We start from the raw sequence: 20,929 nt of genomic DNA, 5'->3' as shown, positions 1-20,929 counted from the left end.
GAGTTTCGCCATGCGAATGAAGACTGCGCTCGTTGTGTGCCTTGCGCTGGCCGCCAGTGGCTGCGCCAGCACCTCCAAGGTCATGCTTGGCCCAGCCCGCCCAGCCATCGCGCCGGCCCAGGTCCGGGTCTATTTCTCCCCGCCGCCGGGGCGTTATGAGGAGATTGCGATCCTGGAAACCTCCAGTGGTGGCTTCACCTATGGCGAGCAGAACAAGATGAACGCGGTGATCGGCAAACTGCGGGTGGCCGCGGCCGCCCTGGGCGCGAACGGCGTGCTGTTCCAGGGCGCGGCGGAAGGCTACGGCGGCAGCAACGTCGGCATCGGGGTCGGTAGTGGCCGCTTTGGCGGTCGCAGCCACGTCACTGGCGGCATCGGGGTGGATATCAGCCCGACCCAGAAGCACGCGGCCGGGATCGCGGTCTACGTGCTCAATCCGCCGCCGGTGCAGTCGCGCCCGATCGTTCCTCCGGCACGCTGACCCCCGCAGCCGTTCCGTACCAGAACGGCTCCAGCATCGGTGTGCTGTCATCGTCGATCGCCGGGCCCAGCAACGCAGTCAGTCCGTGGTCGTCAATGTGCGGGTACTCGCTCCGCGCCCGCCCCAGCAACTGGGTCGCCAGCCGCGCCATCAATGCGACGTTTTCGCCCACGCGGGCGACGAACGGGTCGTCGTCCAGCTCGTCGCTGATTGCGGCGTTGATGCGACGGAACCAGTCGATCGGGTACTGATCCAGGTCGCGGCCATCCAGTGGACCGTTGATGCTGCTGGATTGCTCGGCGTTGCGCTCGCCCCACTCACGCAGCAGCGGTTGCATGGCCGCGTTGAGCGAGCTGGCGCGCTCCAGCGTCCCGCGCAGCCGGCCCAGTATCGGTAGCGCCGTGAGTCGCGCGCTGATGAACAGCGGCGCCAGTACCGACCAGTAATAGGTGTAGTCCCAGATCACCTTCAGCGGCATCACCCGGGCATCGCCGAACAACGGGTACTGATCCTGGTACAGGGTCAGGGTGCTGCGGTAGAACGAGAAATACAGCTGCTGGTAGATCTCCGCGTGAGCGGCGAATGGCTGGCCGGCGCGATCCTTGCCGATCAAGTCGCATACGTAGCTGTTGCTGATTGCGATGAAGTCGCTGCCGGGCGAATAGAACGGATCCAGGAACACCCCGGCAACACCAGTGATCGCCCAGCGATCCGCACTGAACACCTGCGTGCAGCCGTGCGAGAAGTGACGCAGGAACTTGAAGTCCTGTACGCGATGCTTGTCTTGCCCCAGCGCCTGGGCCATCCGCGGCTGGTGCTCGGCCAGCCAGGCCATCGCCTTGTCGTGGGTATTCATGGTCGTCAACGGATGCATCCGCGCATCGCACACGATGCCCAGCGAGTGCGAGTCGGACGACAGCGGAATCAGCCAGAACCAATAGCCCGGGCCACACATGTGGTTGGTCGACTGCCAGCGCAGCGGCGGCTTGCAGCGTTGCAACCACGCCTCGTTGCTGGACCAGTCGGCGGGATCGACATGGCCGTCCACGCGCCACCAAGCGGCGTTGACGTCGTGGTCGTTGGGTTCGGCCAGGCCAAGCTTGTGCTTGAGCAGCCCGGTGCGCCCGCTGGCGTCGACCAGCCAGCGCGCCTGCAACGAATCGCTGCTGCCGGCCTGTTCGAAGCGCACGGCATGCGGTTCGTCATCCCCGCCCATTTCGATTCCACGCACCACCGTGCCATCACGAAAATCCACCCCGAGGCTGCGCGCGTGCAGACCCAGGTAGTTCTCGAACCGGCCGCGGTCGAGCTGCCATGACGGCGCTGGCAGGAACTCGCTGATTCCCAGCTCGGTGCAGCGGTCCACTTCCTGGCGGCCCTCGCTGAAGAAGAACCGGAATCCGAACTTCCGGATGTGTTCGCGATCCAGGTAGTCGCGCAAACCCAGCACTTCGGAAAAGTAATGCGCGGCAATCTCGACGGTGGATTCGCCGACCTTGAACGCCGCCTCGCGCACTGGATGGGTATTGCGCTCCAGCACCGTCACCTGGATATCCGGGTCACGCTGCTTGAGCTGTATCGCCAGGCACAAGCCGGCAAGTCCTCCGCCCAGGATCACCACGTCGGTGATGGCGGGTTGGCTCATGAGCTGGCTGTCTGCGGCATCGGCGCGCTGGCAAACTCGCCGGTCGGGTCGTGGATCAGCGGCGGGTTGGCGCGGATACGGCGGTAGGTCGCCGGCATCTGCAGCGGGTGCAGTGACTGGCGCACGATGTGCACGGTGATCCGGGTGAAGTCGCGGATCGGCCGGAAATGGCTGCGGCGGAACGACTCGGTCGGCGGAAGCGGGTCGCCACCGGCACCCGGCGTTGCGCACTGGTAGCGTGATTCGATCGGCACCGACACGCACCGTGCACCCAGCTCGCGCGCCGCCGAGATCAGGATCTGGGCTTCGAACACGAAGTCATCGCCGGGCACGTCGTCCAACGCGGCCACCGCCGCCGGATACAGGCGCTGGCCGCTCTGGCTGTCGGCGACCTGGTAGCCGGTGCCCCAGGCAATGCCCCAGTCGCCGAACGCATTTGCCAGCCGCCGGTAACGGGGTTGTCGGGCGCGTTTGCGCATCCGCGCGCCGATCACGACATGGTCGGGGTAGCGGTTGGCGGCATCGATCAGTCGCGGGATGTCGCTGGCGCTGTGCTGGCCGTCGCCGTCCATCGTCACGATCGCCTTGACACCCAGTCGCAGCGCCTCCTGGAACCCGTTGCGCAAGCTGGCACCCTTGCCGAGGCGAGACGGGTGGCGCAGTACCGTGATGGGCAACCCTGCGACCCGGTCCAGGGTCTCGTCGTCGGAGCCATCGTCGACCAGGATCACGTTGCGGCACTCGGCCAATGCTCCTTCAACCACCCCGCGGATCCGCAAGGCCTCGTTGAGCGCTGGGATCACCACGGCGATGTTGTTGCGATCCAGGCGTTCAGCCATGCGCAGCCTCCGGTGGGACGATCGTGACTTGCAGTATCCGTCCCGGCCCGGCATTCAGCGTGACGACCGGCTGACCGGTGGCAAGTGCATCAAACAGCGGCAGTGCCGGCGCCATCGCGTTGGCGGGTGAATGACGCGCGAGTGCACCGGTTGCGACGGGCGCGTCGCCATCGATGAATGTGACCTGGATCCGCGGAGCACCCGCCTGCGGATCGCGTGACAGCACCAGCGCACCACCCAATACCCCTTCGCTGCGCGAGACCTCGGCCAGTGGCCCGGTCGTGGCGCTGTCGTAGCCGACCAGCAACACCGCCTCCTCGCCAGTGGCCAGTTGCACCAGCGCCTCCAGCAGGCCCTGGGCAAAGGTGGCATCGAAGGCGCTGATCGCGGTGGTCGGCTGCATCGCGCCGGTGCCGATGGTCCAGTAGCCGGCGGCGGCGTTGTGTACCGAGTTGTGGAAACGGGTCGGCGAAATCGTCTCCGGCTGGCTGGCGAGGGTCGCGCACATGTAGTCGGTGATCGCCAGCTCGCCGTGGGTGGAGGCAAACACCGACGGCAGCTCGGCCGGATCACGCCCGGCGGCCTCGCAGGCGGCCAGTGCCACTTCCAACGCCACCGCGACGGTGCCTGGCGCGCGCCGGCGCTCGTTGGGCGCGAGCAACTGTGGTGACGGACGTTTGGGGGCCGTGGTCGGCCGTGTTCCGTCGACAACGAATGCGCACGCGGCGTCCCAGGACGGCAATCCATCGGCCCAGAACCCGATGCCTTCGATGGTGGCGGTGAGCATGCTGGTCATGACCGGCCAAATACCAGCGAGCAGTTGTTGCCGCCAAAGCCGAAGGAATTGTTCATCGCGTGGGAAAGTGGAGACGCGGCCCCGGCGTGGGCATTGTCGAAGCGGATCTGGGCACCGCAGGCCGGATCGGGTAACTCGCTGTTGAGCGTGCCCGGCAGCAATCCATGCTCGAGTGCGAGCAAGGCGAACACCGACTCGACGATGCCGGCCGCGCCCAGGGTATGGCCGGTCCAGCCCTTGGTCGAGCCGGCATGCAGGGTGGCTGGAAAGATCGCATTCACCGCCGCCGCTTCGATGCCGTCGTTGGCCGGCGTCGCCGTGCCGTGCAGGTTGAGGTAGCCGACTTGCCCGGCGTCGATACCGGCGCGGGCAAGCGCATCGCGCATCGCGTACTGCGCCCCCAGGCCTTCGGGATGAGGGCTGGACATGTGGTGGGCATCGCTGGATTCGCCATAGCCGCGCAACTGCAAGCCAGTCTCGCCGGGTTGCGCGCGCTCCAACAGTGCGAAGCCACCCGCCTCGCCAAGTGACAGGCCGCGGCGATTCGCATCGAACGGCTTGCACGGATCCGGCGACACCACCTGCAGCGAACCGAAGCCGTACAACACGCTGCCGCACAGGGTATCCACGCCGCCGACCAGGGCCGCATCGACCAGCCCGGCCTGGATCAGTCGCGCGGCCTGGGCAAACACCTTGGCGCTGGACGAGCAGGCGGTGGCAACGGTGACGCACGGTCCGCGCAGGCCAGTGGCGTGGCGGACGAAGTCGGTCAACGAATGCACGGTGTGGACGATGGGACGTTCCATGTCGGCAGGGAAGTGCGGATTGCCGTCGGCCCCGATCTCCAGTCGCCGGTAGGCCTCCTCGCTGGCACCGATGCTGGAGGTCGACGTGCCCAGTACCAACGCGATCCGTTCGGCGCCATGCCTTTCGACTGTCTCTGCAAGCGCGTCCGGCAGGCCGTCTTGCTGCAACGCGAGCCAGGCCAGGCGGTTGTTGCGGCACTCCCAGTTGGCGAATGCCGGCGGCAACGGGGCGTCCTCCAGCCCATCGACCCGGCCGATCCAGCACGGCAATGGTTGGCCGTCGGTCAGTGGCCCAAAATCATTGCGGCGCAAGCCGCTGCGGCGCTCCAGCAGGGCCGAGCGCTGGGCCTGGATGCCGTAACCCAGTGCGGTGGTCGCGGTCCAGGCCCGCAGCGCAAGCGGCGTCATCGGGACAGGGGAGCGGGGCGAGATGGAGGCTGGCGACACTCGGAGATCCTGTAAGCGGGTTGGGTGGTCGATCGCTCGCGTCGTACAGCGCGCGAGTATAAGCGGCACCCGTCGAGCGCGGCATGACGGTTCCGGTTTATGGTCTACGTCGCGCCAGCCTACCGCTGGTGGCGTTCCAGTCGATCGGCAGGGGTAAATCAATGGGTGCGATGAATGGCAAATCTCGGTTCTACGGTGCGTTGGTGAGTGGATTGCTGGCGACGACGATGCTGCCCGCGGCGGCACAGGACGCGCCGCGGGTACTGACGGCCGACGACTACGCACGCGCGGAAGCGTTCCTGGGATACAACACCACGCCGCTGCTCGACCACGCGGTCAATACGGTGGTGTGGCAGAACGACGACCACTTCTGGTTCCGCGACCACGACGCCGAAGGCGACCATTTCTGGCGGGTCGAGGCCGCCACCGGCGAGGCCACGTCCGCATTCGATCGCGACCTCCTGGCGGCCGCGCTGACCGATGCGGGCGCCGAGGATGTGGACGTCACCAAACTGGCCATTGCCGACGTTCAAATCGCCGCCGATGGTCGCCTCGACATCAGCTTGCGCAACAAACAGCACTATCTTTGCGACCTGCAAGCCGCCCCAGCCTGCGTGGCGGCGCGCGGTACCGATACCCGCAAGCCGGGCAGCGAGGCGGCCGGCACGCCCGGCAATGAGCCGGTGGTTGAGTCGCCCGATGGCAAGCGGGCTGCATTCATCCGCGACTGGAACCTGTGGGTGCGCGACATCGACACCGGCGTCGAGACCCGGCTGACCACCGACGGCGTGACCGATTACGGCTACGCCACCGACAACGCCGGCTGGACCCACAGCGATCGCGCGATCCTGGTGTGGTCGCCGGACTCGAGCAAGATCGCGACCTTCCAGCAGGACCAGCGCAAGACCAGCGAGATGGTGCTGGTCGGCACCAACGTCGGCGCGCCGAAGGTCGAGCGCTGGAAGTACCCGTTCGCCGGCGACGAGCACGTCACCATGATCGAGCGGGTGATCATCGAAGTGGGCGCGACCGCTTCAGGCACGCCCACCGTCACCCGCCTGCAGATGCCACCCGATCAACACCGCTCCACCCTGTGCGATGACGTCAGCTGCGACGGCGGCTGGGAAGACGTGCAGTGGGCGCCGGACGGCAAGACGCTCGCGTTCGCCTCGACCTCGCGCGACCACAAGGACACCTGGCTGCGCGTTGCCGATGCCGCCACCGGCGCCGTGCGCGAGGTCTACCACGAGCACGCGCCAACCTATTTCGAGAGCGGCAACGGCAAGGTCAACTGGCACTACCTGCCGGACGCCAACGAGTTCATCTGGTTCTCCGAGCGCGCCAACTGGGGCGATCTATATCTCTACGACCTGGCCAGCGGCAAGCTCAAGCACCCGATCACCACCGGCGAGGGCAACGTCACCCAGGTGCTCAAGGTCGATCCCGAAACCCGCACCATCTGGTTCCGCGGCGTGGGCATGGAAGATGGCCGCAACCCGTATTACCAGCACTTCTACAAGGTCGGTTTCGACGGCGGCGAGCCGGTACTACTGACTCCCGAAGACGCCAATCACACCGTGACCCTGTCGACTGACGGCACCTACTTTGTCGATGCGTACTCGACCCCGACCATGCCCCCGGTGACGCTGCTGCGCCGCGCTGACGATGGCAGCACCATCGCCGAGATCGCCCGCGCCGACGACAGCCGCCTGCGCGCGACGGGCTGGGTGCCGCCGACCCCGATCACGGTCACCGCACGCGACGGCAAGACCACCCTGTACGGGCTGATGTTTACCCCGACCGATCTCGATGAGTCGCGCAAGTATCCCGTCGTGAACTACATCTACCCCGGCCCGCAGACCGGCTCGGTGCGTGGCCGTACCTTCAGCGCCGCGCGCAGCGACCACCAGGCGCTGGCGGAACTGGGCTTCATCGTGATCGCCATCGACGGCATGGGCACGCCGTGGCGCTCCAAGTCGTTCCACGATGCGTTCGGCGGCGACATCGGCGACAACACCCTGCCCGACCAGGTTGCCGGCCTGCGTGAGTTGGCCGCGCGCCACCCGTGGATCGACCTCGACCGCGTCGGCGTCTGGGGCCATTCCGGCGGCGGCTACGCGACCGTGGATGCGGTGTTCACTTACCCGGACTTCTACAAGGTCGGCATCTCCGAGAGCGGCAACCACGACAACCGAACCTACGAGGATGACTGGGCCGAGAAGTGGCAGGGGCTGGAGGTCGCCGACAAGGATGGCAAGAGCAACTACGACGCCCAGGCCAACCAGAACCGCGCCGCCAACCTGCAGGGCAAGCTGTTGCTCGCCCACGGGATGATGGACGACAACGTGCCGCCGCAGAACACGCTGCTGGTGGTGGACGCGCTGGTCAAGGCGAACAAGGACTTCGACCTGCTGCTGTTCCCCAGCGCCCGCCACGGCTTCGGCGAGGACACCAACTACATGACCCGCCGGCGCTGGGATTACTTCGTCCAGCACCTGATGGGCGCGACCCCGCCGGCGCAGTACAAGATGCAAGCCGCCGACCAGTGACCTGACGCCATTGCCTTGAACATCACCTCCCATCTCCGCCGCGACTGGTTCGGCAATATCCGTGGCGACGTGCTCGCCGGTCTGGTCGTCGCACTGGCGCTGATCCCCGAGGCGATCGCGTTCTCGATCATCGCCGGGGTCGATCCCAAGGTCGGCCTGTACGCGTCGTTCTCCATCGCCGTGGTGATCGCCTTCACCGGCGGCCGGCCGGGCATGATCTCCGCCGCCACTGGTGCGATGGCGCTGGTCATGGTCACCCTGGTCAAGGAGCACGGGCTGCAATACCTGCTCGCCGCGACCGTACTGACCGGCGTGCTGCAGATGGTCGCCGGTGCGTTCAAGCTCGGCAGCCTGATGCGGTTTGTATCGCGATCGGTGGTCACCGGTTTCGTCAACGCGTTGGCGATCCTGATCTTCATGGCCCAGTTGCCCGAGCTGACCGGCGTGCCGTGGACGGTGTACGCGATGACCGCCGCCGGGCTGGCGATCATCTACCTGTTCCCGTACCTGAGCCGTGCGATCCCGTCGCCGCTGGTCGCGATCGTGGTGCTGACCGTCGTCGCGATCGTGCTGAAGCTGGATATCCGCACCGTCGGCGACATGGGCGAGCTGCCCGACAGCCTGCCGATCTTCCTGCTGCCGGACGTGCCGCTCAACCTGGAAACGCTGTGGATCATCCTGCCGGTCTCGGCCACCTTGGCGGTTGTCGGCCTGCTGGAGTCGCTGCTGACCGCGCAGATCGTCGACGAGCTGACCGACACGCCCAGCGACAAGAACCGCGAATGCGTGGGCCAGGGTGTGGCCAACGTCACCACCGGATTCATCGGCGGCATGGCCGGCTGCGCGATGATCGGCCAGTCGGTGATCAACGTGAAATCCGGTGGCCGCGGTCGGCTGTCGACACTGGTCGCCGGTTCGGTGCTGCTGATGATGGTGGTGTTTGCCGGGCCGTGGGTGAAGCAGATCCCGATGGCGGTGCTGGTGGCGGTGATGATCATGGTCTCCATCGGCACCTTCAGCTGGTCGTCGATCAAGAACCTGCGCCATTACCCGACTACCTCCAGCATCGTCATGCTCGGCACGGTGGTGGTCACGGTGTTCACCCACGATCTGGCACGCGGGGTGCTGACCGGCGTACTGCTGTCGGCGCTGTTCTTCGCCCGCAAGGTTGGCCGCGTGCTGCACGTGGCATCGGTCGCCAGGGACGATGGCAACGAGCGCAGTTACGTCGTGACCGGCCAGGTGTTCTTCGCCTCGGCCAGCGCATTCACCGCCGGCTTCGATTTCCGCGAGGTGTTGCAGCGGGTCAGCATCGACGTCTCCAACGCGCGCTTCTGGGACCTCAGTGCCGTCGGCGCGCTGGACAAGGTGGTGATGCGTTTCCGCCGCGAGGGGACTACGGTGGAGGTCATCGGCCTGGATCAGGCCAGCGCCACCCTGGTCGACCGGCTGGGCGTGCATGACAAGCCCGATGCCGAGCGCCTGATGGGCGGCCACTGAGGAGAACGCCGTGATGAGTCAGGCCCCCACGTTCGCCGAACGCCGCGTGCTCGCCGCGGTCGATGTGTCCGATTATGCCGCCAGCGTCGCCGCGCACGCCGGCTGGGCCGCGTCCCGGCTCGGGGCTCCGCTGGAACTGATGCACGCGATCGACCGCGAGGCCGCGCCGGTCACCATCGACCTCACCGGCAACCTGTACCTGGGCACCCAGGAAGGCCTGCTGGAAGAGATGACGCTGCTGGACGAGCAGCGCGGCAAACTCGCCCAGCAGCGCGGGCGGGTGATGTTGGAGCAGGCCCGCGGGATCGCCGAAGCGCACGGCGTCGCGGCGACCGTCCGCCAACGCCATGGCCCGCTGGCGGACACCCTGCTTGAGCTGGAGGACGAGATCCGGCTGTTCGTGCTGGGCAAACGCGGCGAGAACGCCGACTTCGCCCGCGGCCATCTTGGCAGCCACCTGGAACGTGTCATCCGCGCCGTGAGCCGGCCGGTTCTGGTCGCACCGCGCGCCTGGCGGCCGATCCAGCGATTCATGATCGCGTTCGACGGCAGCGCCACCACCCGCCGTTGCGTCGAACTGGTGTCCGCCAGCCCCCTGCTGCGCGGGCTGCCGTGTGACGTGCTGACAGTCGGCGACGCCGCCGAGGTACAGGGCGAACCGATGCAGTGGGCGCAGGCGCAACTGCAGGCCGCCGGCTTCTCACCCGAGATGCGTGCCGTGCCCGGCGCACCGGAAAACGTGATTGCCGAACAGGTCGCCGCGCGCTCCATCGACCTGCTGGTGATGGGCGCCTACGGCCACTCCCGCATCCGCAACCTCATCGTCGGCAGCACCACCACCCAGGTAGTGCGCAACTGCCAGATCGCGGTGTTGCTGCTGCGTTGAGTTGGCGGATCGATCTACCGATTGCTTCCGGGTTCGTCATGACCGGCGAGTGCCGCAACGTACTCCGGAGAATTCGACAGGTTGTTGTGGTTCGCCTCGGCAATCTTGACCACCGTCACCACGCCCGCAGGAAATGCATCGGCCAAACGCTGCGAGCTCTCATTGGGAATGATCCGGTCATGGCCCGCAATGATGATCGTGGTTGGCGCCTGCAGTTGGCTGACATAGCGCCAGGATTCATATTTGTCCTGTAGCAGAAGTCGTGTTGGAAACAGTTTGAACCGTTCGGTCGCCAGCTCCAGCAGGCTGTTGTAAGGGGTGACCAGGACAAGCCGTTCGATGGATCTTGACGCGGCAACCTGGACCGCGATTCCACTCCCCAGGCTGCGGCCGACAATGGATATCCGTGGGTGCTGTTCAACCACGCGGTCAAACAAGGCCGTTGCATCCGAGATCAGTGCGCGTTCCGACGGCGTTCCGGTGCTTCCGCCATAGCTGCGGTAATGCATCGCGTAGATGGCGGCATCCGGAAACGCCTGACTCAACAGTCCGACTGCTTGGGATACATCTTCAGCATTGCCACCGAAATACAGCACGGCACGGTCACTGTCGATGCCGTTGGTGGATACCAGAACCTGCGCATCGCCCCGGTGCAGTGTGATCGTTGGCGTGTCGACACTGCGGCTGGTGGGATAGTAGATGTAGGAACGTTGAGACAGGTAGAGCAGCCCGCAGATGGCCAGGTAAATCACGGCGACCAATGTTGTGCCAATGGCCAGGACTTGGGAAATCTTGATCACGGAAGCCGATACCTGTGGCGTTCTGGCAGAAGTGCCCTGTAGATCGAAAACAATACTGAGTTCAACGACAGGACGCGGCTGCTTCCGTCTGCACCGGCAACCGCCGCCCCACCCAGTAGAATGCCCCGATGGATGTCTCCCACCTGCTTGACGCGCTCAACCCGGCGCAGCGCGAGGCTGTCAGCGCGCCGCCCGGTCACTATCTGGTATTGGCCGGTGCCGGCTCGGGCAAGACCCGCGTACTGACCCATCGCATTGCCTGGCTCAACGAGGTCTTCGGGGTGCCGACCCACGGCATCCTGGCGGTGACGTTTACCAACAAGGCGGCGGCCGAGATGCGCCACCGGGTCGATGCGCAGTTGCGCAACGGCGCGCGCGGGATGTGGATCGGCACGTTCCACGGCCTGGCGCACCGGCTGTTGAGGCTGCACTGGCAGGAGGCGAAGCTGCCGGAAGCCTTTCAGGTACTCGACTCGGACGACCAACTGCGGCTGGTCAAGCGCGTGGTGCAGGGGCTGGAGCTGGACGACACGCGGTTCCCGCCGCGCCAGATCGCGTGGTGGATCAACGCGCAGAAGGACGAAGGACGTCGGCCGCAGCATCTACAACCCGAGCCGGGTGACCAGTGGACCGACGTCATGCGCCGTTGCTACGAGGCGTACCAGGAGCGTTGCGAGCGCGCCGGGCTGGTCGATTTCGCCGAGCTGTTGCTGCGTGCGCACGAGCTGTTGCGCGACAACCCGGCGTTGCTGGCGCATTACCGCCACCGTTTCCAAGAGATCCTGGTCGATGAGTTCCAGGACACCAACGCGATCCAGTACGGCTTCATCCGCCTGCTCGCCGGCGACAGCGGCAAGGTGTTCGCGGTCGGCGACGACGACCAGTCGATCTATGGCTGGCGCGGTGCGAAGGTCGAGAACATGCAGAAGTTCCTCAAGGACTTCGGGGCCAATAATGATGGCCGCGCGCAGACGATCCGGCTGGAGCAGAACTACCGCTCCAGCGCGAACATCCTGGACGCGGCCAACGCGGTGATCGCGCACAACCCGGATCGCCTCGGCAAGCAGCTGTGGACCGATAGCGACAGCGGCGAGCCGATCGACCTGTACCAGGCCTACAACGAGATCGACGAGGCGCGCTTCGTGGTCGAGCGCCTGCGCCAGTGGGTGCGCGACGGCGGCAGCCACGGCGATGTCGCGATCCTGTATCGCAGCAACGCGCAGTCGCGAGCGTTCGAGGAAACCCTGCTCGGCGAGCAGGTGCCGTACCGCGTCTACGGTGGCCAGCGCTTCTTCGAGCGCGCCGAGATCAAGGACACGCTCGCTTACCTGCGGCTGGTCGCCAACCGCAACGACGACGCCGCGTTTGAGCGCGCGGTCAACACGCCCACGCGCGGCATCGGCGAGCGCACGCTGGATGAAGTGCGTCGCCGCGCGCGGGCCGACGGTGCGCCGCTGTGGGTCGCCGCACGCTGGATGACCACCGAGACCCTGCTGGCCGCGCGTGCGCGCAATGCGCTGGCCGGCTTCATCGCCCTGATCGACGGCCTGGATGCCGACATCGTCGAGATGCCGTTGCAGGAGAAGATCGACCACGTGCTCGAACGCTCCGGGCTGCGCGAGCATTACGCGCGCGAGTCTAAGGGCTCGCTGGATTCGCGCACCGACAACCTCGACGAGCTGGTCTCGGTCGCCGCGCGGTTTGTCCGCAACGACGAGGACGACGTGGCGGCGATGCCGGAGCTGGTTGCGTTCCTCAGTTACGCCTCGCTGGAGGCCGGCGAAGGCCAGGCCCAGGCCGGTGAGGACGGCGTGCAGTTGATGACCCTGCACAGCGCGAAGGGGCTGGAGTTTCCGCTGGTGTTCCTGGCTGGATTGGAAGAGGGCCTGTTCCCGAACAACAAGTCGATCGAGGAAGCCGGCCGACTGGAGGAGGAGCGCCGCCTCGCGTATGTCGGCATCACCCGCGCCCGCGAGAAACTGGTGCTCAGCTACGCCGAGGCGCGGCGCATCCACGGTCAGGAAATGTACGGGGTGCCATCACGTTTCCTGCGCGAGATCCCCGCCGCATTGCTGAACGAGGTACGCCCGAAGCTGCAGGTCTCACGGCCGATGTTCAACAGCGCGCCGCGCCGGGACTACGGCCACGCCGCGATGGAGACGCCTGCATTGCCATTGGGCGCGAACGTGCGTCACGCCAAGTTCGGTACCGGCGTCGTCACCGACTTCGAAGGCGGTGGTGCGCACGCTCGGGTGCAGGTGAACTTTGATGATGTCGGCAGCAAGTGGCTGGTGCTGGCGTATGCGAATCTGGAGCCGGGTTGAGGGGTGAGGCCGGCGCAATGCGTTTTGCTTATTGCGCCTTACAGTGTTGCGTGGCTACTTCGGATGCCACTTGTCGTCGTCGCCTTTTTCGTATTTTTGTTTGACTGCAGACCACGCGACCTTGTGTGCGGTCTCCTCGCGCGAGGCGTCGCCGCGGCGGTCATCGGCGTCTTTGTACTCGTCCCACGCGCTGTTGAAGGACTGCTTGTAGATTTCCTGCGCGTGCTTGGGCAGGTTGTCACGGATCGAGTCGGGCAACGCGGTAATGCGGTCGTAGGGCATGACGCGGCTCCTTCAGGACGAGGGGCTCCAACTATCCGCGTCTACGGTTAAACGCTTGAGAAAGTCCATGGATCCCCGCCTTCGCGGGGATGACGGCACCGGATCGCTCAGGTGCCCGGGCGTTGCGCCGGCCTGGGCTCGGATATCTCCCGTCCGCCCTGGGCGCGGCCGGCCATCTCTGCGCCGGCATCCCGGGCCAGGCGCGTCATCATCCATACCGAGCTGGCGGAAATCAGCCCGACGGTGAGGAAAGCGAAGCCGAAGTTGATCGCCGCGTCCATCGGCTGCCCGATGGTGACGCCGATCGCCAGCGCAAGCATGTACGTGGTCAGTGCCAGCCGCAGTGCGACCGGCTCCACCCCCAGGTCTGCCGCGATCATCGGCAGCGAGGTGGTGATCGCGGTGGAGTCCATGTTCTCGATGAACAGCGCGGTCGCGACAATCAGCGGCAGCAGGCGTTCGCGTCTCATCGGCGTAATCAGTCAGTCCGGCCGAGCCCCCGAGGTGCGATGCCGCGTCGTGGAACGAGTCACCTGGCTGCGCTCAGTCCCACTCGAACAACTCCCAGTACACCGGCGACACCGGCGAGCCGTCGTCAGGCTTGCCATCGTCGTTCTCGTCCCGCAGGTAATAGGTCGGCCCGCGCGCGGGCGTGACCTTGACCACCTTGAGCTGGCCGGCCACGCGGTATTCCTCGATCACGTCGCCGTTGGTCTCCACCCGCTGGGTGACTTCGGCGTTGACCAGCCCCGCGGTCGGGTCGTCGTTGGTGGCGCTCATGGTCGCGCAGGCTGCCAAGGCAAACGGTAGCAGGAACATCAGAGCGGTCGGGGCAATGCGCATGACGGGTTCTCCGGTCGCGGATATCGGGGATGGGGCGTGCAAGGGATAAGAGGGGTGCCCGCATCGAGGATACCCCCGTGTGGGCAGCGGTGGATGGGCAGAGCTTCCCACGTAGAATCAGGGCATGAAAAGACTCGTCCTGATCGATGGTTCCAGCTACCTCTACCGCGCCTTCCACGCGCTGCCGCCGCTCACCAACGCCGATGGCGAGCCGACTGGTGCGCTGTTCGGGGTGGTCAACATGTTGCGCGCGACGCTGAAGGAGAAACCCGATTACGTGGCGTTCGTGATCGACGCACCCGGCAAGACCTTCCGTGACGATCTGGATGAGCAGTACAAGGCCAATCGCCCGCCGATGCCCGACGACCTGCGCCCGCAGGTGCAGCCGATGTGCGACATCGTGCACGCGTTGGGGATGGACATCATCCGCATCGATGGGGTCGAGGCCGACGACGTGATCGGCACCCTGGCCGTGCAGGCCGCCGATGCCGGCATCGACGTGACCATCTCCACCAGCGACAAGGATTTCGCCCAACTGGTGCGAGCGGCCAGCGACGACGACGGCGCGCCGCGTGCCGGTATCGCGCTGGTCAACACCATGAGCGGCAGCCGGCTGGACAGCGATGACGGCGTGATCGGCAAGTTCGGCGTGCGGGCCGACCAGATCATCGATTACCTCGCGCTGATGGGCGACAAGGTCGACAACATCCCCGGCGTCGACAAGTGCGGGCCGAAGACTGCGGCCAAGTGGCTGGCCGAGTACGGAACGCTCGATGGCGTGATCGCCCATGCCGACAACATCAAGGGCAAGATCGGCGAGAACCTGCGCGCGGCGCTGCACCGGCTGCCGCTCAACCGCACGCTGACCACGATCAAGCTGGATGTCGACGTGGGGCGTGCGCCGGACGATCTGGTCCTGCGCGATCAGCACGTGGACGACCTGCGCGGTCTGTACGCGCGCTACGGCTTCAAACAGGCGCTGCGTGATCTGGAAGGCGGCCCGGGCGACGCCGCCAGCGACACCGGCAGCGTGCGCAACACCGCCGCCGGTTATGCGCGCAGCAGCACCGCAGCGACCGACGTGCCGGACCCGGCGTTGGCCGCGCCCGGCGAGTACGAGTGCGTGCTGACCCGCGCGCAGCTGGACGCGTGGGTGGCGAAGCTGGAGGCCGCCGACGAGTTCGCCTTCGATACCGAGACCGACGCGCTGGACGCGATGCGCGCCAACCTGGTCGGGCTGAGCTTCGCAGTCGAACCCGGACGCGCCTGCTATATCCCGGTCGGCCACGACTACCCCGGCGCGCCGGCGCAGTTGCCGCGGGAGGAAGTGCTCGACGCCCTGCGGCCGGTACTGGCCGATGCCGGCAAGCGCAAGCTTGGCCAGCACGGCAAGTACGACCTGCACGTGCTGCGTCGGCATGGCGTCGAGGTGCGCGGTTACGCCGACGACACCATGCTGGAGAGTTTCGTCTTCAACGCCACCGCCAGCCGCCACGACATGGACTCGCTCGCCCTGCGCTACCTGGGCTACCAGACGACCAAGTACGCGGACGTCGCCGGCAAGGGTGCCAAGCAGATCACCTTCAACCAGGTCGCGATCGACGATGCCAGCGACTATGCCGCCGAGGACGCCGACATCACCCTGCGGCTGCACCGCGTGTTGTCGGCCAGGCTGGGCGAGGTGCCCGCGCTGGAGAAGGTCTACCGCGAGATCGAGATCCCGCTGGTGCCGGTGCTGGAGCGCATCGAGGCCAACGGCGTGCTGGTCGATGCCGACGAACTGCGCCGGCAGTCGGCCGATCTGGGCAAGCGCATGCTCGCCGCCCAGCAGAAGGCGACCGAGCTGGCCGGACGCACCTTCAACCTGGACTCGCCCAAGCAGGTCTGCGCGTTGTTGTTCGAGGAGCTCAAGCTGCCGGCGCTGGTGAAGACGCCCAAGGGCCAGCCGTCGGCCAACGAGGAGGCGCTGGAGGCGATTGCCGACCTGCACGAACTGCCGCGGGTGATCCTGGACTACCGCAGCCTGGCCAAGCTGCGCAGCACCTACACCGACAAGCTGCCGCTGATGGTCAACCCCGACACCGGCCGCGTGCACACCAGCTACCACCAGGCCGGGGCCGCGACCGGCCGGCTGGCGTCCAGTGATCCGAACCTGCAGAACATCCCGATCCGCACCGTCGACGGCCGCCATATCCGGACCGCCTTCATCGCCCCGGAAGGCCGCCGCATCGTCGCCTGCGACTACTCGCAGATCGAACTGCGGATCATGGCCCACCTGTCGGGGGATGAAGGCCTGCTGCGCGCCTTCGATGCCGGGGTCGATATCCATCGGGCGACCGCGGCCGAGGTATTCGGCAAGACCATCGAGGAAGTCAGTGGCAACGAGCGGCGCGCCGCCAAGGCGATCAACTTCGGCCTGATGTACGGCATGAGCGCGTTCGGGCTGGCCAAGCAGCTGGATGTCTCACGCGGGGAGGCACAGGACTATATCGGCCTGTACTTCAGCCGCTATCCCGGCGTGCGTGAGTACATGGATCGCACCCGGCAGCAGGCGCGCGAGCAGGGGTTTGTCGAGACCGTGTTTGGGCGCCGGCTGTACCTGGACAACATCGATGCACGCAACCAGGGCCTTCGCGCCGGTGCCGAACGCGCGGCGATCAACGCGCCGATGCAGGGCACCGCGGCGGATGTCATCAAGCGGGCGATGATCGACATCCACCAGTGGCTGGCCCCGTACGCGGACCGGGCGCTGATGATCCTGCAGGTTCACGATGAGCTGGTGTTCGAGGTCGATGCCGATTTCGTGGACACGTTGCTGGCCGAAATCCCGGCGCGAATGACCGCCGCGGCGGAGTTGCGGGTGCCGCTGGTGGTCGACAGCGGAGTCGGCGTGAACTGGGACGAAGCGCATTGAGGGCGGTCCAATCGGCCGGTTTCGGTCGCGGCGCGCGATGAGATCGACCCGGCATCGACGTTGACCGCGTATAGCGAGGCTTAACTCCAGCTCACGCCAACTTCGGCAAACTGGGATTCAGTCTTGGTCGTTAACACGGTTTTAACGACATGTTTGACGAAATTAGCCTTCTGAATCATCCCTGAATTATTTCAACTCTTGAACGCCATCTTCACGAACTGTCCATGTGATTAGTGGTCATATGCTCGCGACAGGTGCAACGCCTGTCGCTGATCTCTCCCTCCCCTGGAGTGATCTCGGAGCGAAGGCCCCTCCCCAGGTCCCGCTCCACCAGCCTCACCGGCCCCCCTGCCGGTGGGGCTTTTTTATTGGTTCTTCGCGAAACTATTCCGCCAGCCAGTCACGGGGACGCAGGTAATCGGCCAAGCGCGCTTCGGGGCTGCCCGGCTCGGGGGTGTAGCCGTACTCCCAGCGCACCAGTGGCGGCAGGCTCATCAGGATCGACTCGCTGCGTCCGCCCGATTGCAGGCCAAACAGGGTGCCGCGGTCCAGGACCAGATTGAACTCGACGTAGCGGCCACGCCGGTATAGCTGGAACTGGCGCTCGCGCTCGCTGTACTGGCAATGCTTGCGGCGCTCGACGATCGGCAGGTAGGCGTCCAGAAAGCCATCGCCCACGGCCTGCATGTAGGCGAAGTCGGTTTCAAAGTCCTCGCTGAGGTCATCGAAAAACAGCCCGCCGATGCCGCGCGTCTCGTTTCGGTGCTTGATGAAGAAGTACTCGTCGCACCATTGCTTGTGGGCGTCATAACGAGCCTGGCCGCCGAAGGGCTCGGACAGCTCGCGCGCGGTGCGGTGCCAGTGCAGGACATCTTCGTCGAACGGATAAAAGGGCGTCAGGTCGAAACCACCCCCGAACCAGGAGGCGACGGTCTTGCCATCGCGCATGGCACGGAAGTGCCGCACGTTGGCGTGGGTGGTTGGCAGGTACGGGTTGCGCGGATGGAATACCAGTGACACCCCGATCGCGCGCCAGGAGGCCCCGGCCAGTTCAGGCCGCGAGGCGCTGGCGGACGGCGGCAACCGGGTGCCGGACACGTCGGAGAAGCCGATGCCGGCCTGTTCGAAGACCGCGCCGTCGCGAAGGATCCGGGTACGCCCACCACCGCCCTCGTCGCGGGTCCAGGTGTCCTGGACGAAGCTGGCACCGCCATCGGCTTGTTCGATGGCGGTGCAGATGCGGTCCTGCAGGTTGGTGAGGTAGCCGCGGACGCGGTCGAAATCGGTGTCGGATTCGGCAGGGTTCGGTTTCATCCGGCCATTCTAGTTGAGCGGCGAAGGCCCGGCCGCCCTACATCGACGCCTTAGGGTTGCTGCTCTACTTCAGTGCCCGCTCGAACAGCTCGAAGATGCGCCGGTACTCGTCGTACCAGCTGTCGGAATGGACGAAGCCATGGCGCTCCAGCGGATACGACGCCAGTTCCCAATCGTCCTTGCGCAGCTCGATCAAGCGTTGGGCGATCATCACCGAGTCCTTGTAGAACACGTTGTTGTCCATCATCCCGTGGGCGATCAACAGGTTGTCCTGCAGGCCTTCCGCGTACTCGATCGGTGAGGACTTCAGGTACGCCTCCGGATCGACCTCCGGGGTGTTGAGGATGTTGGAGGTGTACTCGTGGTTGTACTGCGACCAGTCCGCCACCGGGCGCAGCGCGGCGCCAGCCTTGAACTTGCCCGGCTCTTTGAACAGCGCCATGAAGGTCATGAAGCCGCCGTAGCTGCCGCCATAGATGCCGGCGCGGTCGACGTCACCCTGCTTGTTGGCACCCAGCCAGGCCAATCCGTCGAGGTAGTCCTGCAATTCCGGGGTGCCCATCTGGCGGTAGATCGCGGTGCGCCAGTCGCGGCCGTGGCCCGCCGATGCACGGTAATCCAGATCAAGCACGATGTAGCCGTGGTCGACCAGCAGGTTGTGGAACATCTGCTCGCGGAAATACACCGGATAGCGGTCATGCACGTTCTGCAGGTAACCGGCACCGTGGACGAACATCACCACCGGATAATGCTTGCCCGGTTCGAGCACATCCGGGCCGTAGAACTTGCCCCAGATCGGGCCGGCGCCGTCGCTGGACGGGATCTGCACGATCTCCGGTTGGATCCACTGGCGTGCCTTGTACTCCGGGGTGCGGGTATCGGTGAGCGCAATGGTGTGCTCGCCGCTGGTATCGACCACCGCAATCTGGGTCGGCAGGTAGCTGTCGGAATGGCGAACCAGAAGTTTCGAGCCATCCGGTGACAGCTCGAAGCTCTCCACGCCGTCCAGCGCGGTGACTTCGCGAACCTGCTGGCCATCGCGGTCGACGGCGCAGACTTCGTAATCGCCCGGCCAGTTGCGGTTGCACACGAAGTAGAAGCTGCGGCCGTCGATGCCCGGCACCGGCGCGGATGCCTCCCATTGCCCCGAGGTCAGTGCACGCGGGGTGCCGTTGCCATCCGCCAGGTACAAGTGCGAGTAACCGCTCTGTTCGGACAACAGCCACAGGGCGCCATCGTCGGTCCAGCCGAAGTCGTTGAAGCTCCAGTTGATCCAGGCGTCATCGTGCAGGCGCTGGCGCGTTTTCAGCTCCGCATCCGTCACTTGGCCGGCGCGCGGGGTCACCGTCGCAATCCAGCGATCCTTGTTGTCCACCGCGCGCAGCAGTACCGCCGCGCTACTGCCATCGGCGCGCCAATGGATGGCGGGCGTGCTGCCGTAGCCATCGGTCTCCACCCGCACGGCGCGGTCGCCCTTCAGCGGTTCCAGCTCGGCCGCCTCACGCAGGGCCGCCAGCGGGTCGGCATCCACGCCGGGCAGGGCATCGAAGGTCAGCTCGTCCACCGCGCCGCTGGCAACCTCGACCAGCCACAGCTGTTGCGGGACGGGCGCGTTATGGCCGACCCGGGTGCGGACCTCTTCAAACTCTTCGTACCCGGACTCGGTCACGTACTTGGGCATTTTGCCGGCCTGGCCCTCCTTGGCATCCTTTTCCTGGGTGATCACCAGCAGCCATTGCGCGTCAGGTGACAACGCGCTGTCGATGATCTCGACTTTGTCGCCCAGGTAGGCCGGAACCGGTGCGCGGGTCGGGTCGACAGTGCGCCAGGCTTTGGATTGCTCGCGGGCGGCGTCGCGCTTGGCACGGTCCTCGGCGAGGGTGCGGATCACACGTAACTGGCGGTCGCGCAGGTCGTCGGGCTTGGGCTCGGTCGACGGATCCTTCTCCGCCTTGACCAGCGCCGCCTGGCTGCTGCCCTGTCCGGCGCGCCATTGGTACCAGTCGTTGCCGGCACGGAACACCAGATTGCCGTTCCGGCTCCATTGCGGCCGCGATTCGGACTGGTCGCTGCGAGTGACCTGGGTCAGTGCCCCGCTACGCAGGTCACGCACGAAGATGTCGCCGTTGCGGGCAAATGCGGCGCGGGTGCGGCCGGCATCATAGACCGGGTTGGCGGCATCCAGTTGCGCGCGCGCGGCGTCGTCCACCTTGATCGGTGTACCGCCAGCAATGCCGGTCTGCCAGGTGTCGCGGATGGATTCGCCGCTGCGCTTCAGGTGGTATTGGACGTGTTGGCCATCCCACGCCCACCATGCCTGCTCCACCGGTGGCCCAATCCAGTCCGGGTTGGCCATCGCCTGGGTGAGGGTGATGGGTTCCTGGGCAACGGCGGCGAGCGGCAACGCTCCAAGAGACAGCGCTAGGGCGAGCAGGGAAAGACGCATGGGCGGTACCGTATGGTTGCTGAATGGTGGGAAAACCGATCCAGCTTATCAGCGTAA

At 66.0% G+C, this 20,929-nt stretch carries 16 protein-coding genes; 6 read left to right on the top strand and 10 right to left on the bottom strand.

Annotated elements, in window-relative coordinates; genetic code table 11:
- Positions 1-10 precede the first annotated feature (10 nt).
- The gene (locus ACW5DN_RS10635) at positions 11-481 is read left to right on the top strand and encodes a hypothetical protein (RefSeq protein ID WP_456962638.1); all 471 of its coding nucleotides are present in this window, start codon (positions 11-13) and stop codon (positions 479-481) included.
- On the opposite strand, the gene ACW5DN_RS10630 is transcribed toward ACW5DN_RS10635, so the two are convergent.
- The 4 genes from ACW5DN_RS10630 to ACW5DN_RS10615 are packed head-to-tail and all read right to left on the bottom strand — an operon-like array spanning position 432 to position 4,975.
- The gene (locus tag ACW5DN_RS10630) at positions 432-2,126 is read right to left on the bottom strand and encodes an NAD(P)/FAD-dependent oxidoreductase (RefSeq protein ID WP_456962637.1); all 1,695 of its coding nucleotides are present in this window, start codon (positions 2,124-2,126) and stop codon (positions 432-434) included. The two genes, ACW5DN_RS10635 and ACW5DN_RS10630, sit on opposite strands and share 50 nt — an antisense overlap.
- Positions 2,123-2,965, bottom strand: a complete 843-nt coding sequence (locus ACW5DN_RS10625; protein ID WP_456962636.1) for a glycosyltransferase family 2 protein — start codon at positions 2,963-2,965, stop codon at positions 2,123-2,125. Before ACW5DN_RS10625 ends, ACW5DN_RS10630 begins: the two co-directional genes overlap by 4 nt.
- Positions 2,958-3,752 (bottom strand): beta-ketoacyl synthase chain length factor, encoded by a 795-nt coding sequence (locus tag ACW5DN_RS10620; RefSeq protein WP_456963043.1) that lies wholly within the window; start codon positions 3,750-3,752, stop codon positions 2,958-2,960. Before ACW5DN_RS10620 ends, ACW5DN_RS10625 begins: the two co-directional genes overlap by 8 nt.
- Positions 3,753-3,757: 5 nt before the next feature.
- Entirely contained in the window at positions 3,758-4,975 is a 1,218-nt protein-coding gene (locus tag ACW5DN_RS10615) for a beta-ketoacyl-[acyl-carrier-protein] synthase family protein (protein WP_456963042.1), read from the bottom strand.
- A 200-nt stretch (positions 4,976-5,175) separates the two neighbouring features.
- On the opposite strand from ACW5DN_RS10615, the gene ACW5DN_RS10610 reads away from it, so the two are divergent.
- From ACW5DN_RS10610 to ACW5DN_RS10600, 3 genes are read left to right on the top strand one after another with little or no spacing between them, the layout of a single operon-like run.
- Positions 5,176-7,563, top strand: a complete 2,388-nt coding sequence (locus tag ACW5DN_RS10610; RefSeq protein ID WP_456963041.1) for a DPP IV N-terminal domain-containing protein — start codon at positions 5,176-5,178, stop codon at positions 7,561-7,563.
- 15 nt (positions 7,564-7,578) lie between these two features.
- Positions 7,579-9,063: a SulP family inorganic anion transporter gene (locus ACW5DN_RS10605; RefSeq protein ID WP_456962635.1), complete on the top strand. Its 1,485-nt coding sequence runs from the start codon at positions 7,579-7,581 to the stop codon at positions 9,061-9,063.
- Positions 9,064-9,076: 13 nt separating this feature from the next.
- Positions 9,077-9,949 carry a universal stress protein gene (locus ACW5DN_RS10600; RefSeq protein WP_456962634.1) on the top strand — a complete coding sequence of 291 codons (873 nt, stop codon included), beginning with the start codon at positions 9,077-9,079 and terminating at the stop codon, positions 9,947-9,949.
- A gap of 14 nt (positions 9,950-9,963) precedes the next feature.
- On the opposite strand, the gene ACW5DN_RS10595 is transcribed toward ACW5DN_RS10600, so the two are convergent.
- Positions 9,964-10,749, bottom strand: coding sequence for an alpha/beta hydrolase (locus ACW5DN_RS10595; protein WP_456962633.1), 786 nt, complete (start codon positions 10,747-10,749; stop codon positions 9,964-9,966).
- Positions 10,750-10,877: 128 nt separating this feature from the next.
- Between ACW5DN_RS10595 and uvrD the strand changes: the two genes are divergently transcribed.
- Complete coding sequence (uvrD, locus tag ACW5DN_RS10590; RefSeq protein ID WP_456962632.1) at positions 10,878-13,073, top strand: DNA helicase II; 2,196 nt, start codon at positions 10,878-10,880, stop codon at positions 13,071-13,073.
- Between the two features lie 54 nt (positions 13,074-13,127).
- Here uvrD and chaB read toward each other — a convergent pair whose 3' ends face one another.
- The 3 genes from chaB to ACW5DN_RS10575 form a co-directional block, all read right to left on the bottom strand.
- Positions 13,128-13,355, bottom strand: coding sequence for a putative cation transport regulator ChaB (chaB, locus tag ACW5DN_RS10585; RefSeq protein ID WP_456962631.1), 228 nt, complete (start codon positions 13,353-13,355; stop codon positions 13,128-13,130).
- Positions 13,356-13,462: 107 nt separating this feature from the next.
- Positions 13,463-13,825, bottom strand: a complete 363-nt coding sequence (locus tag ACW5DN_RS10580; RefSeq protein WP_456962630.1) for a hypothetical protein — start codon at positions 13,823-13,825, stop codon at positions 13,463-13,465.
- 73 nt (positions 13,826-13,898) lie between these two features.
- Entirely contained in the window at positions 13,899-14,198 is a 300-nt protein-coding gene (locus tag ACW5DN_RS10575) for a DUF2782 domain-containing protein (protein WP_456962629.1), read from the bottom strand.
- Between the two features lie 124 nt (positions 14,199-14,322).
- On the opposite strand from ACW5DN_RS10575, the gene polA reads away from it, so the two are divergent.
- Entirely contained in the window at positions 14,323-17,112 is a 2,790-nt protein-coding gene (polA, locus tag ACW5DN_RS10570; protein WP_456962628.1) for a DNA polymerase I, read from the top strand.
- 384 nt (positions 17,113-17,496) lie between these two features.
- Here the strand turns inward: polA and hemF are convergent, their stop codons facing one another.
- A complete protein-coding gene (hemF, locus tag ACW5DN_RS10565; RefSeq protein WP_456962627.1) occupies positions 17,497-18,426 on the bottom strand; it encodes an oxygen-dependent coproporphyrinogen oxidase in 930 nt (309 codons plus the stop codon).
- Positions 18,427-18,490: 64 nt separating this feature from the next.
- Complete coding sequence (locus ACW5DN_RS10560) at positions 18,491-20,872, bottom strand: prolyl oligopeptidase family serine peptidase (RefSeq protein ID WP_456962626.1); 2,382 nt, start codon at positions 20,870-20,872, stop codon at positions 18,491-18,493.
- Positions 20,873-20,929: the final 57 nt, after the last annotated feature.

The organism is Lysobacter sp. A289, from assembly GCF_054072675.1.
This window is presented reverse-complemented; position numbering and strand designations above follow the sequence as displayed.

Coding starts and splice junctions, on each gene's coding strand:
- polA (WP_456962628.1), top strand. CDS start 14,323: ATGAAAAGACTCGTCCTGATCGATGGTTCCAGCTACCTCTACCGCGCC.
- uvrD (WP_456962632.1), top strand. CDS start 10,878: ATGGATGTCTCCCACCTGCTTGACGCGCTCAACCCGGCGCAGCGCGAG.
- ACW5DN_RS10620 (WP_456963043.1), bottom strand. CDS start 3,752: ATGCTCACCGCCACCATCGAAGGCATCGGGTTCTGGGCCGATGGATTG.
- ACW5DN_RS10560 (WP_456962626.1), bottom strand. CDS start 20,872: ATGCGTCTTTCCCTGCTCGCCCTAGCGCTGTCTCTTGGAGCGTTGCCG.
- ACW5DN_RS10630 (WP_456962637.1), bottom strand. CDS start 2,126: ATGAGCCAACCCGCCATCACCGACGTGGTGATCCTGGGCGGAGGACTT.
- hemF (WP_456962627.1), bottom strand. CDS start 18,426: ATGAAACCGAACCCTGCCGAATCCGACACCGATTTCGACCGCGTCCGC.
- ACW5DN_RS10580 (WP_456962630.1), bottom strand. CDS start 13,825: ATGAGACGCGAACGCCTGCTGCCGCTGATTGTCGCGACCGCGCTGTTC.
- ACW5DN_RS10600 (WP_456962634.1), top strand. CDS start 9,077: ATGAGTCAGGCCCCCACGTTCGCCGAACGCCGCGTGCTCGCCGCGGTC.
- ACW5DN_RS10615 (WP_456963042.1), bottom strand. CDS start 4,975: ATGACGCCGCTTGCGCTGCGGGCCTGGACCGCGACCACCGCACTGGGT.
- ACW5DN_RS10635 (WP_456962638.1), top strand. CDS start 11: ATGCGAATGAAGACTGCGCTCGTTGTGTGCCTTGCGCTGGCCGCCAGT.
- ACW5DN_RS10610 (WP_456963041.1), top strand. CDS start 5,176: ATGGGTGCGATGAATGGCAAATCTCGGTTCTACGGTGCGTTGGTGAGT.
- chaB (WP_456962631.1), bottom strand. CDS start 13,355: ATGCCCTACGACCGCATTACCGCGTTGCCCGACTCGATCCGTGACAAC.
- ACW5DN_RS10575 (WP_456962629.1), bottom strand. CDS start 14,198: ATGCGCATTGCCCCGACCGCTCTGATGTTCCTGCTACCGTTTGCCTTG.
- ACW5DN_RS10625 (WP_456962636.1), bottom strand. CDS start 2,965: ATGGCTGAACGCCTGGATCGCAACAACATCGCCGTGGTGATCCCAGCG.